The organism is Acidovorax sp. GW823-FHT02H02 (assembly GCF_058797075.1).
Map to the genome: position 1 here is coordinate 144,649 of NZ_JBXAJH010000001.1, position 13,002 is coordinate 157,650.

The window sequence follows — 13,002 nt, forward strand, 5'->3', positions numbered from 1 at the left end:
ACAAGCCCATTTGAACTCCTGCCCCATGCAAGCCGAAGACATCCTCCATTTCTGGTTCGAAGAACTCTCGCCGGCGCAGCACTTTGCCCAGGAAGACGCCATCGACGCCATGATCCGCGTGCGCTTCGGCCCCACCTGGGAGGCGGCGCAGCGCTGTGAGCTGTGGCGGTGGCGCGCCACGCCGCAAGGCCGCCTGGCCGAGATCGTGGTGCTCGACCAGTTCTCGCGCAACATCCATCGCGGCACGCCGCTGGCGTTTGCACAGGATGCCCAGGCCCTGGTGCTGGCCCAGGAGCTGGTGGCCGGCGGCCATGATGCAGCCCTGCCGCCGGCGCAGCGCGCCTTTGCCTACCTGCCCTACATGCACAGCGAATCCAGCGCCATCCACGCCCAGGCCATGGTGCTGTTTAACCAGCCAGGGCTGGAGTCCAACCTGCGCTTCGAAGTGGCGCACCGCGACATCATTGCGCGCTTTGGCCGCTACCCGCACCGCAACGCCGCGCTGGGGCGCGTATCCACGCCCGGCGAGCTGGCGTTTCTGGCCCAGCCCGGCTCGTCGTTCTGAGCGGGCGCCGCACCGTCACGACCGGCGCGTGAACCGCACCGAGTCCCACTCCCAAGGCCCACCAGCGGCCGCCCCGGCACAGGCAGGCCCTGCCGTTTTGTGACGTACCATCACCCCGAGTGGTCCCATCCCGAGACCCGCCCAGGAGGATTCATGGCCAAAGGACAAATGCACAACAACAAGATGGCAAAAAAGCCGAAGAAAGACACATCGCCCCCCAAGGAGGGCCACGGTTCCGACCGCCCCATGCCGCCGGTCACGGCGGTCATTCCCCGCGGCAAGGACAAGAACAAATAGGCGACCGCAGGCGGGCGGCTGATCAGGGCTGGCGGGTGCCGCTGCCCTTTTTCTTGCGGTTTTCCCGTGCCTGCTTCCTGGCCTCGCGCTCGGCCTCCAACAGGGCGGCGGCGGCCCGCCAGGCCTCGAATTCGGCCGGCGTTTCCAGCGTGATGCGCCCCAGAATGGCGGTGCGAAAGTCCGTCATCACGATCTCGGCGGTTTTTTGCAGGTTGACGCGCCCGCCGCCCAGCATGGCGCCGCGTTTTCTGCCAATGGCTTCGAGCAGTTCCTCGTCGTGCATCCCGGCCACCACGCCCGCAGGCAGGCCCAGCCTGTAGCGGACCTCCAGCAGCGGGGCATAGTTTTTCTGCAGGCGGCGCAGCAGCTCCAGCGCCACCAGTTCCTCGTCGTAGGCATTGCGGCCAACGGCGCCGCTGGCGGCCAGGTTGTAGCCGCTCTCGACCACGCTGATGCGCGGCCAGAGCATGCCGGGCGTGTCCCAAAGGTAGAAATCGTCGGCCAGCGTGATGCGCTGCTCCAGCTTGGTGATGCCGGCCTCGTCGCCGGTCTTGGCCTGGCGCTTGCTGGTGAGTGTGTTGATGAGCGTGGACTTGCCCACGTTGGGCACGCCGCAGATCAGCACACGCATGGGCTTGGCCATGCCGCCCCGGCCGGGGGCCAGCAGGTGGCAGGCGTCGATGAGCTTGCGCGCGGGCGCCGGGTCGGATGCATCAAGCGGCACGGCGCGCGTGTCGGGCAGCGCGTTGTACCAGTCCAGCCACAGCGCGGTGCGCTCGGGGTCGGCCACGTCCTGCTTGTTGAGCACCTTGAGCGTGGGTTTGTGGCCCGTGAGTTCGGCCAGCAGCGGGTTGGCGCTGGAGCCGGGCAGGCGCGCGTCCAGCACCTCGATCACCACATCAATGTCCTTGATGCGTTCGGTGATGGCTTTTCGGGTCAGGTGCATGTGACCGGGGAACCACTGGATGGCCATGCGAGGGGGTACTTTCTTGTAGTTTGGGTGCGGGCTGAGGGAGGCAAGGATAATCGCGTCCCGTCTCCTCACGTTCCACGCCTGCCATGCCCGCACCATCCCGCCGCCCCGCCAGCCCCGCCGACAAGGCAGACAAAGAGCTTTTGTTCAAGGGGGTCACTTGCGCACTGATCGGCCTGGTGGTGCTGATCGCGCCCTATGTGGCGCGGTCGCCCGGCGTGCAGGACATCATGGCGCAGTCGGCACTGGTGGGCTGGTTTGCGCTGGTGCTGGGCGGCGCGTTCCTGGTGCGCTATGCCATGCGCCGCGCAGCGGCGGCCAAGGCACGCGACCGGCAGTGACGGCGGCCCTGCGGATGCTGGAACCCGCCCGCGCCACCGACGCCCCCTCGGCCCGCGCCATGTTCGAAGTGCTGCAGCAGCAGGCCCGTGCCCAGGGCCTGGCGCTGCGCGAGCCTCCGACCGAGCCCACCACCTGCTGCGGACGCGGCTGCAATGGCTGCGTGTGGGAGGGCTACCTCGATGCGGCCGAATACTGGAGGCAAGAGGCGCTGCTGCAGATTGATCCTGTAAATTTCGCATGAAATAGGCCTGCAGCGCTTTCTGAATAAGCGCAAGCAGCTATCATTTTTTCACAACAACAAGCTCCCGATACCCATGGGGATGTCCAGCGGGTCTGATGGCTCGCAGCCAGACCGTTGCTTCCATGTGGCCGCTTCATTGGTCATCGCACGATCAACGGGGCTGTATCTGGCCGGCTGCTGTCGGTCACTACCGGTCATTGGCCAGTTGTGCCGAAAGCAGCCATGGCGAATGGCTAAAGGGTTAATCTGTCGAGATCGTGATCTTGAGGAGGCGTGATGATGCCACCCATGCTGAAAATGATTAGTCGGGCACTGACGGGATTGCTCCTCGCAGTGTTGCTGTCTGGTTGCGCTTCTACTCCAGGGCGCGATCAACCTTTGGGATACGTCGTTTCGACAGCGTTCTCGCCCGACGGCCGGACTATCGCTGCCGCCACGAACGAAGGAGAGGTAGCCTTGTTCGACGCGCAACCGTTGTTATTCAGGCGACTTTTGACCCGGGAAGTTGATAAGACACCTATTCGACGGAGCTACCTTGATGTGATTGCGTCGGTCTATCGCCCAATACCACTCACGTTCTCGCCGGACGGAAGCCTACTGGCAGTGGGTGCCATTTCGGGCAATGTTGTTGTGTGGGACGTCGCCTCAGGTATGGAGAAATACCATTCGCCGGCCGGGGGGCAAATTGTCGATCTCATCTTTTCTTCTGATGGACAAGTGCTTATCAGCGCCGGGCCGGATTTGCTCTTGCGGCCCATGAAGAATACCGGACAGGCAAGCAGGGTCCAGTTACCACTTGGCGCCAAGGCTACGGCCACTGCTATGTCTCCAGACGGATCGGTTTTGGTCGTGGGGCTTTCCACTGGAGAGATTGCGATATTTGATGCAACAAAACTCGTTCTGTTGTACAGCTCAAAAGTACATGAAGCACCGGTTACCGGCCTGGCTTTCCAGCGACAAGGCGGAATATTTGCGAGCACGGCGGGCGGATACGATTTGCGACTCTGGCAGCGTAGTCTGGCGGGGGGCTTCGAGAAATCCGATTTACCAGTTGCTGCCGCAACCAGTGCGGCCGGGACATTTGATAAAGCACAAGGTGGCGGACTACTGCTGTGGCTGCTTGGCACAATTCGAGGTTTTCAGATTGTCGGGGCTCCGACTCTAGGCGCGCCACCTCTTATCGGTGGATCTGAATCCAAGTTTGCCAAAGCTGCTCGGACCATTCCTCCTCATTGCGGATCGCAGGTAGCATTTTCCGCGGACGGGCGTTATCTCGCATCATCGGCAAACCTGATGATGTGCCCGGATTGCATAGGAACACTCGCGCCAGCTTTTCTAATGTTCGTAACTGATCTTGATAGCGGCACGACAACGACCGTGCGAGACTTGGGTTGCGACGTCGCGATCTCGCCGGATGGTCGGACTTTCACCACTGGCGGCCCAGGTGCCCCTCAGATTCGAGATAGCGTCACGGGGCAGCAACTACCTCGCAACTAAATGGAGCATTTCGATGTCGGTCTGCTCCTCTGGAAAATTTAGGGCTGGTATGGGTCGCAAGCTGCCCGCCTGTAGTGGCGGCAGCGCCAGGCCATGGCCTGGCCCACAAAAATCAGAGGGGATGCCCAAGAGCGCCCTGTTTCGTACATGACCCATGCCTGAAGCCATGCACCCTGGGCCCGGCATGTTCTGAACCGATCGAAGAACCAAGCCCACGCGAAAAAAAGTACAGGAAGCCTGCGGCATCTCGCGAATCCGGTATTCCTGGTAGCCCCCCAATGAACAGAGCGAGGGTTCGACCGGCAGATCAGCCCAGCCCCTGCGCCGCCATGTAGTGCTGGCGCCATTCTTCAAACGGCAGCGTGTCGGCTGCCTCGATGGCCTTTTGTGCCGCCATGGATTCGTCGGCCAGTGCGGCAAAACGTGCCTGCTGGGCAGCGCTCCAGGGCAAGGCCAGCAGCGCATCGCGCGCCAGGACGGACTGCTGGGTGCTGAAGCCGGTGAAGCTGTTGCCGTGCGCTTGCGCCATGCGTTCGAGCACGCGGGCCGAGGGTGTCTGCTCCGGATGAGCCAAGGTGGCGCGGGCGCTGGCCAGCGCGGCGCTGTAGTCGCTGCTGTGGTGCGTGGCATCCAGCGCGGCGGCCAGCGGCGCGCACTCTTGCAGCACCTGGGCGGCCCAGTCCACCAGCGGCACGCTGCGCCCGTTGCGCACCAGGCACAGGCCCGGTTCGCGGCCGCGCGCGGCCGTGAGGTGCTGGTTGTGCTTGAGCTCGGTGATCTCTTGCGGCGTGTCGGGCGGGCTGTCGGACAGCAGGCAGTGCAGCAGGAACACATCGAGCAGCCGCATGGTTTCGGCCGTGATGCCCACCGGCACGAACGGGTCCAGGTCCATCAGGCGCACCTCGACATATTCGACGCCGCGCTCGCGCAGCGCATGCAGCGGGCGCTCGCCGGGCTGGATCACGCGCTTGGGGCGGATGGTGCCGTAGAACTCGTTTTCGATCTGCAGCAGGCTGGTGCCCAGCTGGTTGTAGTCGCCCCCCGGGTTGACGATGCCCACGGCCTCGTAGGCGGGGTAAGGCTTGGTCAGCGCCTCGTGCAGCGAGTCGGCATAGCCACGGAGGCCGTTGTAGCTCACGGCCAGCGTGGCCTGCGCGTCGCTCTGGTAGCCCAGGCGGCCCATGCGCAGCGAGGTGGCGTGCGGCAGGTACAGCGCCTGTTCGCTCAGGCGCTGCATGGCGTGCGGGCGCCCCTGCGCAAAGCAGGGGCACAGCGCGGGCGAGGCGCCAAACAGGTACAGCAGCACGAAGGCATGGCGGCGGAAATTGCGGATCAGCGCGAAATACTGTTCGCTCGTCACACCGGGCATCGACCAGTTGTAGTGGATGCCGCAAATGGTCTGCATGCGCCGGCCATAGCGGTGGCCCAGGCCCATGCGGTACACGCTTTTGGCGCGCCCCACGTTGGAGCTGCCATAGCGCGCCAGCGGAATGGTCTCGTCGGTGGGCAGGCGGCAGGGCATGCTCGACGCCCACAGCATCTCGTCGCCCTGCTCGTGCAGCACGCGCAGGGCGAACTGGTGGATCTCGGTGAGTTCATCCAGGCACTGCTGCACGCCCCGGTGGGCGCCCGTGACCAGCTCGATCTGCGACTCGCTGTAGTCGGTGGTGATGTGGGGGTGGGTGAGCGCCGAGCCCAGCGCCGCCGGGTGCGGCGTGAGGGCCAGCTCACCCGTGGGCAGCACGCGCAGACCCTCTTTTTCGATGCCACGGCGGATGCCGGCCAGGGCCTCGGGGGGACAGGCGGTGATGTGTTGCTGCAAGGTGCTCATATCTTGGTTACCGATTTTCGGGGTCGGCCCGGAACTTAGCACGGCGCCGCGCCGACCGCCTGCCGCCCGATCAAGCCCTTGCGGCCAGGGCCTTGCCCACTTCGTTGCTGCCCTGGGCGGCGCCGCTTTGTGGTATCTGCTCGCCGGTGCGGTCGGTCGCCTCGGCCAGGCGCGCGGCCAGTTGCTCGGGCACATCGGCGCCCAGCCCCAAGTGGATGCCCTGCGTGAGCGTGATGTGCGCCGCCTCGAAGGTGCCCGCGCCCGCGCACAGGATGGTGCGCGTGGGCGCCGATTCATGCGCCAGCACCAGCATGGCGGGCACCACGGCCTCGGGCTTGAGCACGGCCAGCACCTCTTCGGGCATCAGGCCCTCGGTCATGCGGGTGGCGGCCGTGGGTGCCAGGGCGTTGACATGGATGTGGTGCTTGGCCCCCTCGATGGCCAGCGTCTGCATCAGGCCCACCTGCGCCAGCTTGGCCGCGCCGTAGTTGGCCTGGCCGAAGTTGCCATACAGGCCCGTGGACGAGGTGGTCATGACGATGCGGCCATAGCCCTGCGCCACCATGTGCGGCCACACTGCCTTGCAGCAATGGGCGGCGCCCATCAGGTGCACATCCATCACCAGGCGGAAGTCCGCCATGTCCATCTTGGCAAAGCTCTTGTCGCGCAGGATGCCGGCGTTGTTCACCAGAATGTCCACCCGGCCCCAGGCGTCGATGGCCTGCTGCACCATGGCCTGCACGGCGGCAAAGTCGGTGACCGAGGCACCATTGGCCAGCGCCTCGCCGCCGGCGGCGCGGATTTCATCGACCACCGCCTGGGCCGGACTGACCGAGCCGCCCTCGCCGTGCACGCCGCTGCCCAGGTCGTTGACCAGCACCTTGGCGCCGCGCGCCGCCAGTTCCAGCGCATGCTGGCGGCCCAGGCCACCGCCTGCGCCCGTCACGATAGCCACGCGGCCCTTGAATTCGATCGCCATGCTGCAATGACTCCTCTGTGCTGTGAATGTGCAAAATAGGGTTGCACTCTACGCCACAACGCCCCGCCCGCCAGTCCGGCCCGTGACTGCCAGGTCCACTGAAAGCCCCCATGCAGCCTGCCGCATCCGTTGATTCCGAAACTCCCCGCGCCGCCGCCACCGTGGTGCTGCTGCGCGAGGCCGACACCGGCCCCGAAGTGCTGCTGCTGCGCCGCCACGCCAAGGCATCGAACATGGCGGGGATCTATGTGTTTCCTGGAGGCAAGCTGGATGCCGAGGACTCCACCCTCGATGCAGCCACCCACCTCGACCAGCCGCACGCCACCTTGCATGCCAGTCTGAACGAACCCGACACCGACGGCCCCATCGCCGCCGGCCTGTACGTGGCCGCGCTGCGCGAGGCGCTGGAGGAATGTGGCCTGCTGCTGGCCGAGCCGCTGGATGCCGGAGCCCCCCTGGATGCCGACCAGGCGCGTGCGCTGCTGCGCGCGGGCCAGCCTTTTGCCCAGGTGCTGGCCGCACTGCGGCTGCGCCTGCAGACGCGCCATCTCGCGCCCTGGTCGCGCTGGATCACGCCGCTGGCACCCACCATGGGCACGCGCCGCTTTGACACCCGTTTTTTTGTCGCCCAGGCGCCCGCCGGCCAGACTGCACGGCACGATGACGAGGAAACCACCGACAGCGTGTGGCTGGCACCGCGCAAGGCGCTGGAGCAATACCGCGACGGCGCCATCGACCTGGCCCCGCCGCAGATCATGAGCCTGGCCCATCTGGCGCGCCACGCCAGCGTGGCCAGCGTGCTGAGCGCCGCACGCAGCCAGCGCCCGCCGCTCATCCTGCCCGAGCCGTTTGACCACGACGGCGTGCGCGTGCTCTGCTACCCCGGCGATGCCATGCACCCGGTGCGCGAGCGCGCCCTGCCCGGCCCCACGCGGCTGCACTACCGCGAGCGCCGCTTCACCCCCGAAGCGGGCTTTGACGCGCTGTTTGACTGACGCGCGAAAATGCTCCAGTGGCGCAGGTCAAGCCATTGAATTCATAGCTGATTCCATAGGCGCAGTAGCCCATTTTTTACTGAAAGAAGGATTCCCCATGAAAGCCAGCTGGAACGGCGTGATCGTTGCCGAGAGCGATGACACCGTGGTGGTGGAAGGCAACCACTACTTTCCCGAAAGCGCGCTCAAGCGCGAGTACTTCACGTTCAGCAACCACAAGACCACCTGCGCCTGGAAAGGGCAGGCCAGCTACCTGTCGCTGCTGGTCGATGGCGAGATGAACACCGACGCGGCCTGGTTCTATGCCGACCCCAAACCCGAGGCCGAAGAAATCCGCGGCCGCGTGGCGTTCTGGAAAGGCGTGCAGGTCACCGCCTGAGCCGCCTGCAGGCCGCGCCGGTTATCCCTGCCCGCGCTGGACAATCATGTGGATAAGTGTGGACAAGCCCTGTATGGCAGCGCCAAGTGCTTGATTTGTAAAGCAATCTCCTGCGTTGCCTGTTTTTTAGGCAGCACCGGCCGCAGCAATGCCGGTTTATCCCAGCCCGCACTGGACAATGGTGTGGATAACTTTTGACAAGTCCTGTATGGCGACGCCAAGTCCTTGATTCGTAAAGAAATCCATCACACCGCCCGTTTTTTAAGCAATCCCCGCGTGCACTTTCCATCACCATTCACGCTCCTGTTTCAATAGCTCTGACCGCTTGTTGGACAAGCGCTGCAGCCTCCTTGGATCCCAATCATGCCCACCGATGCCCGTGCACACAGCCCTGCCGCCGAGCGCAACAGCGGCCCCATCCTGACGGTGCTGCAGGCCCTGCTGCCCCAGCAGGGCGCCGCGCTGGAGATTGCCAGCGGCACCGGCCAGCACGCGGCCTGTTTTGGCGCAGCCTTGCCCGGCTGGACCTGGCAGCCCACGGATGCCACGCCCCAGGGTTTCGCCTCGATAGCCGCCTGGAGCGCCAACGCCCCGAACGTGCGGGCACCACTGCTGCTCAATGTGCTGTCCGATGCCTGGCCCGGCGCCGGCCCCGCCTTTGCCGCGCCGTTCGATCTGATCTACTGCGCCAACATGCTGCACATCGCGCCCTGGGCGTGCTGCGCCGGCCTGATGCAGGGTGCCGCACGCCACCTGGCGCCCACTGGGCAGCTCGTCACCTACGGCCCCTATCTCGAAGACGGCGTACCCACCGCCCCCGGCAACCTGGCGTTCGATGCCAGCCTGCGCGCACAGAACCCGGCCTGGGGCATCCGCGCCCTCGGCGACGTGGCCCGCGAAGCGCAGCAGGCCGGCCTTTACCTGGCCGCACGCCACGCACTGCCCGCCAACAACCTGCTGCTGGTATGGCAACGCACCGCCCCCAGCCACTGACCTGCCACGGAACCATGAGCGATTCTTTTCTTTCCCCCATGACAGCCCCCTTTTTCACGGCCCGCGTCGCACCCGGCGACCAGCAATGCGATGCCTGGCCCGACCAGCCGCTGCTGATCTCGCTCGAACAGGGCGGCATCGACTGGCCCAGCTCCTGCCGCAACGGCACCTGCCGCACCTGCCTGGGGCAGCTGCGCCAGGGCAGCGTGCGCTACGAGGTGAAGTGGCCGGGGCTGTCGTCCGAAGAAATGGCCGAAGGCTGCGTGCTGCCCTGTGTGGCTTATCCCGTGAGCGATATCGAACTGCAGGCCGGCCCGGACTGAACTAAAATCGCCAGCTTCGGAGTTCTGCGCACCACGCCGGCCTCTGCACCGTGCGGCGGCGCCGCATCGCATGTTCTTTGGAGCGGGCCTGGCGGGCCCGCACAGCCGTCTGGCTTCGGGAACCTGCGCTGCCGCCCGACCGCTCACCGCGGCCCCCAACGAAAGCCCTCCCAATGAACACCCCCCTCATCCCCGCACACATCTCGCCAGTGCAAGACATCGTGGCCGAGATGCGCGCCGGGCGCATGGTCATCCTGGTGGACGAAGAAGACCGTGAAAACGAAGGCGACCTGGTCCTGGCCGCCGACCATGTCACGCCCGAAGCCATCAATTTCATGGCGCGCTTCGGCCGCGGCCTGATCTGCCTGACGCTCACCCGCGAACGCTGCGAGCACCTCAAGCTGCCGCCCATGGCCACGCGCAATGGCACCGTGTACAGCACGGCCTTCACGGTCTCGATCGAGGCCGCCGAGGGCGTGACCACCGGCATCTCGGCCGCCGACCGCGCGCGCACCATCCAGGTGGCCGTGGCCAAAGGCAGCCAGGCCGCCGACCTGGTGCAGCCCGGCCATGTCTTCCCGCTGCAGGCGGTGGACGGCGGCGTGCTCATGCGCGCGGGCCACACCGAGGCTGGCTGTGACCTCTCGACCATGGCCGGCTGCAGCCCCGCCGCCGTGATCTGCGAGATCATGAAGGACGACGGCACCATGGCGCGCCTGCCCGACCTGCAGATCTTTGCCGCCGAACACGGCATCAAGATCGGCACCATCGCCGACCTGATCGAGCACCGCAGCCGCAATGAATCGCTGATCGAGAAGATAGGCCAGCGCACCCTGCAGACGGCCTACGGCGAGTTCACCGCCCACGCCTACCGCGACAAGCCCAGCCGGGCCGTGCACCTGGCCCTGGTCAAGGGCGAGTGGAGCGCCGACGACGAGGTGCCCGTGCGCGTGCACGAGCCACTGTCGGTGCTCGATGCACTGGAGGTGAACCGCTCCATGCACTCGTGGGGCCTGGACACCAGCTTGCACTACATCTCCAGCCAGGGCCAGGGCGTGGCCGTGCTGCTCAATTGCGGCGAAAGCGCCGCGCAGTTGCTCGAGCAGTTCGAAGGCACGGCACGTGCCTCGCAGGCCCCCGAGCGCGGCCGCATGGACCTGCGCACCTACGGCGTGGGCGCCCAGATCCTGCGCGAAGTGGGCGTGCACAAGATGCAGCTCATGGGCCAGCCGCGGCGCATGCCCAGCATGGCCGGCTACGGACTCGAAATCACCGGCTACATCCCGAAGGAATAAACCATGTTTGGCGCAGACAAAGGAACAGCGGACAAGCTCGATGGCAAGAAACTGCACATCGGCATCGTCCAGGCCCGCTTCAACGAAGGCATCACCAACGCGCTGGCCAAGGCCTGCCTCGACGAGCTGCTGGCCCTGGGCGTGCCCGAAAAGCACATCCAGCATGTGCTGGTGCCGGGCGCCCTGGAAGTGCCCGTGGCGCTGCAGGCCATGGCCGAAAGCGACCGCTTCGATGCACTGATCGCCCTGGGCTGCATCATCCGCGGCGAAACCTACCACTTCGAGCTGGTGGCCAACGAGTCCGGCGCGGGCGTGACCCGGCTGTCGCTCGACTACCAGCTGCCCATTGCCAACGCCATCATCACCACCGAGAACCTGGAGCAGGCGATTGCCCGCCAGACCGACAAGGGCCGCGATGCCGCTCGCGTGGCGGTGGAAATGGCCAATCTGCTGGAAGAACTGTCATGAGCGATCCCACCACCCCCGCCGCGCCCCCGTCTGCAAGCCCCCCGAAGCAGGCCCGCACCGGGCTGAAAAGCAATGGTGTGCGCAAGGCGGCCTCCAAATCCAACCGCAGCCGCGCCCGCGAGTTTGTGCTGCAGGCGCTGTACCAGCATCTCGTGGGGCGCAACGAGGCCGAGGCCATTGATTCGTTCACGCGCGACCTGGCCGGCTTTCACAAGGCCGATGCCGCGCACTACAACGCCGTGCTGCACGGCTGCATCGACGCCGCCGCAGAACTTGATGCCCTGATCACGCCGCTGCTCGACCGCAAGATGGCCGAGATCTCGCCCATCGAGCGCGCCGCCATGTGGATCGGCGTGTACGAGTTCCAGCACTGCCTGGATGTGCCGTGGCGCGTGGTGCTCAACGAGTGCATCGAGCTGGCCAAGGAATTTGGCGGCACCGATGGCCACAAGTATGTGAATGCCGTGCTCAACGGCCTGGCACCCCGCCTGCGCGCAGCCGAGGTGGCGGCCGACAAGGGCGCAGCACCCGCAGCCGCCGGCACCAGCGCCAGCGCCTGAACCGGCAGCCCAGGGGCCGCCTGCGGCCCGCATTCTTTCGCCACCCCGCCCCGCGCGGGCAGGACCTCTCCCCATGAAGTTTTCCAGGCGCGCCGAGCGCATTGATCCGTTTTATGTGATGGAAGTGGCCAAGGCCGCACAGGCCATGGCCCGCGAGGTGGCGGGCAGCAGCCAGCCCATGATCTTCCTGAACATTGGCGAGCCCGATTTCACGGCGCCCCCGCTGGTGCAGGAAGCCGCCGCACGCGCCGTGCACGACGGCGCCACGCAGTACACACAGTCGCTGGGCTACGAGCCCCTGCGCGAGCGCATCAGCGGCTGGTACCAGCAGCGCTTCGGCGTCCACGTGCCGGCCCGCCGCATCGTGGTCACGGCGGGCGCCTCGGCGGCGCTGCACCTGGCCTGCCTGGCACTGATCGAGGCCGGTGACGAGGTGCTGATGCCCGACCCCAGCTACCCCTGCAACCGGCATTTCGTGAGCGCCGCCGAAGGCAATGCCGTGCTGGTCCCCACCACCGCCGCCGAACGCTACCAGCTGAGCGCCGAGAAGGTGCAAGCGGCCTGGAACAGCAAGACGCGCGGTGTCCTGTTGGCCTCGCCCTCCAACCCCACGGGCACATCCATTGCACCCGACGAGCTGCGCCGCATCCACGGCGTGGTGCAGGAGCGCGGCGGCGTGACGATGATCGACGAGATCTACCTGGGCCTGTCGTACGACGACGCCTTCGGCCAGACGGCGCTGGCCATCGACGACAGCGTCATCAGCATCAACAGCTTCAGCAAGTACTTCAACATGACGGGCTGGCGCCTCGGGTGGATGGTGGTGCCCGATGCCATGGTGCCCGTGGTCGAGCGCCTGGCGCAGAACCTGTTCATCTGCGCCAGCACCGTGTCGCAACTGGCGGCCATGGCCTGCTTCGAGGCCGAGAGCATCGCCGAATACGAACGCCGCCGTGCCGAGTTCAAGGCCCGCCGCGACTACTTCATCCCCGAACTGCAGGCCCTGGGCCTGGCCGTGCCCGTGATGCCCGACGGCGCCTTTTATGCCTGGGCCGATTGCACTCGCGCCTGTGAAAAACTCGGCGTGCAGGGCAGCTGGGATTTTGCGTATGAAGTCATGCGCCGGGCCCATGTGGCCGTGACGCCGGGGCGCGACTTCGGCACCTTTGACCCCCAGCGTTTCGTGCGTTTTTCCACCGCCAATTCGATGGCGCAGTTGCAGGAATCGGTGGCGCGCCTGCGCTCGCTGCTGGGCTGATGACCG

16 protein-coding genes are annotated in these 13,002 nt (G+C 66.0%); 13 read left to right on the forward strand and 3 right to left on the reverse strand.

Translation table 11 applies throughout. The features are described 5' to 3' along the window. Nucleotides 1-25 precede the first annotated feature (25 nt). Both AC1RDS_RS00695 and AC1RDS_RS00700 read left to right on the forward strand, forming a co-directional pair. Nucleotides 26-565: a DUF924 family protein gene (locus AC1RDS_RS00695; protein WP_092700450.1), complete on the forward strand. Its 540-nt coding sequence runs from the start codon at nt 26-28 to the stop codon at nt 563-565. A gap of 153 nt (nt 566-718) precedes the next feature. Beyond that, a complete protein-coding gene (locus tag AC1RDS_RS00700) occupies nt 719-862 on the forward strand; it encodes a hypothetical protein (protein ID WP_167544077.1) in 144 nt (47 codons plus the stop codon). Nucleotides 863-884: 22 nt separating this feature from the next. On the opposite strand, the gene ylqF is transcribed toward AC1RDS_RS00700, so the two are convergent. Beyond that, nucleotides 885-1,835: a ribosome biogenesis GTPase YlqF gene (gene ylqF, locus AC1RDS_RS00705; protein WP_092700447.1), complete on the reverse strand. Its 951-nt coding sequence runs from the start codon at nt 1,833-1,835 to the stop codon at nt 885-887. Nucleotides 1,836-1,921: 86 nt separating this feature from the next. Between ylqF and AC1RDS_RS00710 the strand changes: the two genes are divergently transcribed. The 3 genes from AC1RDS_RS00710 to AC1RDS_RS00720 all read left to right on the forward strand — a co-directional run bounded on the left by AC1RDS_RS00710 (nt 1,922) and on the right by AC1RDS_RS00720 (nt 3,915). Continuing rightward, entirely contained in the window at nt 1,922-2,176 is a 255-nt protein-coding gene (locus AC1RDS_RS00710; protein WP_092700444.1) for a hypothetical protein, read from the forward strand. Nucleotides 2,177-2,190: 14 nt separating this feature from the next. Next, nucleotides 2,191-2,418 (forward strand): oxidoreductase-like domain-containing protein, encoded by a 228-nt coding sequence (locus tag AC1RDS_RS00715; protein ID WP_167544076.1) that lies wholly within the window; start codon nt 2,191-2,193, stop codon nt 2,416-2,418. 456 nt (nt 2,419-2,874) lie between these two features. After that, nucleotides 2,875-3,915 carry a WD40 repeat domain-containing protein gene (locus AC1RDS_RS00720; RefSeq protein ID WP_139285394.1) on the forward strand — a complete coding sequence of 347 codons (1,041 nt, stop codon included), beginning with the start codon at nt 2,875-2,877 and terminating at the stop codon, nt 3,913-3,915. 307 nt (nt 3,916-4,222) lie between these two features. On the opposite strand, the gene gshA is transcribed toward AC1RDS_RS00720, so the two are convergent. Next, nucleotides 4,223-5,746, reverse strand: a complete 1,524-nt coding sequence (gene gshA / locus AC1RDS_RS00725; RefSeq protein WP_092700440.1) for a glutamate--cysteine ligase — start codon at nt 5,744-5,746, stop codon at nt 4,223-4,225. Between the two features lie 70 nt (nt 5,747-5,816). After that, nucleotides 5,817-6,725: an SDR family NAD(P)-dependent oxidoreductase gene (locus AC1RDS_RS00730; protein ID WP_092700437.1), complete on the reverse strand. Its 909-nt coding sequence runs from the start codon at nt 6,723-6,725 to the stop codon at nt 5,817-5,819. Nucleotides 6,726-6,835: 110 nt separating this feature from the next. Here AC1RDS_RS00730 and AC1RDS_RS00735 point away from each other — a divergent pair, with 110 nt between their 5' ends. The 8 genes from AC1RDS_RS00735 (at nt 6,836) to AC1RDS_RS00770 (ending at nt 12,996) form a co-directional block, all read left to right on the forward strand. Further along, a complete protein-coding gene (locus AC1RDS_RS00735) occupies nt 6,836-7,720 on the forward strand; it encodes an NUDIX hydrolase (RefSeq protein ID WP_092700433.1) in 885 nt (294 codons plus the stop codon). Nucleotides 7,721-7,817: 97 nt separating this feature from the next. After that, a complete protein-coding gene (locus tag AC1RDS_RS00740; RefSeq protein ID WP_092700430.1) occupies nt 7,818-8,099 on the forward strand; it encodes a DUF427 domain-containing protein in 282 nt (93 codons plus the stop codon). A 363-nt stretch (nt 8,100-8,462) separates the two neighbouring features. Further along, on the forward strand, nt 8,463-9,092 hold the full coding sequence (locus AC1RDS_RS00745; protein ID WP_092700427.1) for a DUF938 domain-containing protein: 630 nt from the start codon (nt 8,463-8,465) through the stop codon (nt 9,090-9,092). Between the two features lie 38 nt (nt 9,093-9,130). Further along, a complete protein-coding gene (locus AC1RDS_RS00750; RefSeq protein WP_244273732.1) occupies nt 9,131-9,415 on the forward strand; it encodes a 2Fe-2S iron-sulfur cluster-binding protein in 285 nt (94 codons plus the stop codon). A 173-nt stretch (nt 9,416-9,588) separates the two neighbouring features. After that, nucleotides 9,589-10,710 (forward strand): bifunctional 3,4-dihydroxy-2-butanone-4-phosphate synthase/GTP cyclohydrolase II, encoded by a 1,122-nt coding sequence (gene ribBA, locus AC1RDS_RS00755; RefSeq protein WP_092700421.1) that lies wholly within the window; start codon nt 9,589-9,591, stop codon nt 10,708-10,710. Nucleotides 10,711-10,713: 3 nt separating this feature from the next. Continuing rightward, the gene (ribH, locus tag AC1RDS_RS00760) at nt 10,714-11,178 is read left to right on the forward strand and encodes a 6,7-dimethyl-8-ribityllumazine synthase (RefSeq protein ID WP_026436016.1); all 465 of its coding nucleotides are present in this window, start codon (nt 10,714-10,716) and stop codon (nt 11,176-11,178) included. Further along, entirely contained in the window at nt 11,175-11,738 is a 564-nt protein-coding gene (nusB, locus tag AC1RDS_RS00765) for a transcription antitermination factor NusB (protein WP_092700418.1), read from the forward strand. Before ribH ends, nusB begins: the two co-directional genes overlap by 4 nt. Nucleotides 11,739-11,811: 73 nt before the next feature. Beyond that, nucleotides 11,812-12,996 carry a pyridoxal phosphate-dependent aminotransferase gene (locus AC1RDS_RS00770; protein WP_092700415.1) on the forward strand — a complete coding sequence of 395 codons (1,185 nt, stop codon included), beginning with the start codon at nt 11,812-11,814 and terminating at the stop codon, nt 12,994-12,996. The last annotated feature ends 6 nt before the right edge of the window (nt 12,997-13,002 follow it).

Coding starts and splice junctions, on each gene's coding strand:
- ribH (WP_026436016.1), top strand. CDS start 10,714: ATGTTTGGCGCAGACAAAGGAACAGCGGACAAGCTCGATGGCAAGAAA.
- ribBA (WP_092700421.1), top strand. CDS start 9,589: ATGAACACCCCCCTCATCCCCGCACACATCTCGCCAGTGCAAGACATC.
- AC1RDS_RS00730 (WP_092700437.1), bottom strand. CDS start 6,725: ATGGCGATCGAATTCAAGGGCCGCGTGGCTATCGTGACGGGCGCAGGC.
- AC1RDS_RS00735 (WP_092700433.1), top strand. CDS start 6,836: ATGCAGCCTGCCGCATCCGTTGATTCCGAAACTCCCCGCGCCGCCGCC.
- AC1RDS_RS00750 (WP_244273732.1), top strand. CDS start 9,131: ATGACAGCCCCCTTTTTCACGGCCCGCGTCGCACCCGGCGACCAGCAA.
- AC1RDS_RS00695 (WP_092700450.1), top strand. CDS start 26: ATGCAAGCCGAAGACATCCTCCATTTCTGGTTCGAAGAACTCTCGCCG.
- AC1RDS_RS00700 (WP_167544077.1), top strand. CDS start 719: ATGGCCAAAGGACAAATGCACAACAACAAGATGGCAAAAAAGCCGAAG.
- AC1RDS_RS00740 (WP_092700430.1), top strand. CDS start 7,818: ATGAAAGCCAGCTGGAACGGCGTGATCGTTGCCGAGAGCGATGACACC.
- AC1RDS_RS00770 (WP_092700415.1), top strand. CDS start 11,812: ATGAAGTTTTCCAGGCGCGCCGAGCGCATTGATCCGTTTTATGTGATG.
- ylqF (WP_092700447.1), bottom strand. CDS start 1,835: ATGGCCATCCAGTGGTTCCCCGGTCACATGCACCTGACCCGAAAAGCC.
- gshA (WP_092700440.1), bottom strand. CDS start 5,746: ATGAGCACCTTGCAGCAACACATCACCGCCTGTCCCCCCGAGGCCCTG.
- nusB (WP_092700418.1), top strand. CDS start 11,175: ATGAGCGATCCCACCACCCCCGCCGCGCCCCCGTCTGCAAGCCCCCCG.
- AC1RDS_RS00745 (WP_092700427.1), top strand. CDS start 8,463: ATGCCCACCGATGCCCGTGCACACAGCCCTGCCGCCGAGCGCAACAGC.
- AC1RDS_RS00715 (WP_167544076.1), top strand. CDS start 2,191: ATGCTGGAACCCGCCCGCGCCACCGACGCCCCCTCGGCCCGCGCCATG.
- AC1RDS_RS00710 (WP_092700444.1), top strand. CDS start 1,922: ATGCCCGCACCATCCCGCCGCCCCGCCAGCCCCGCCGACAAGGCAGAC.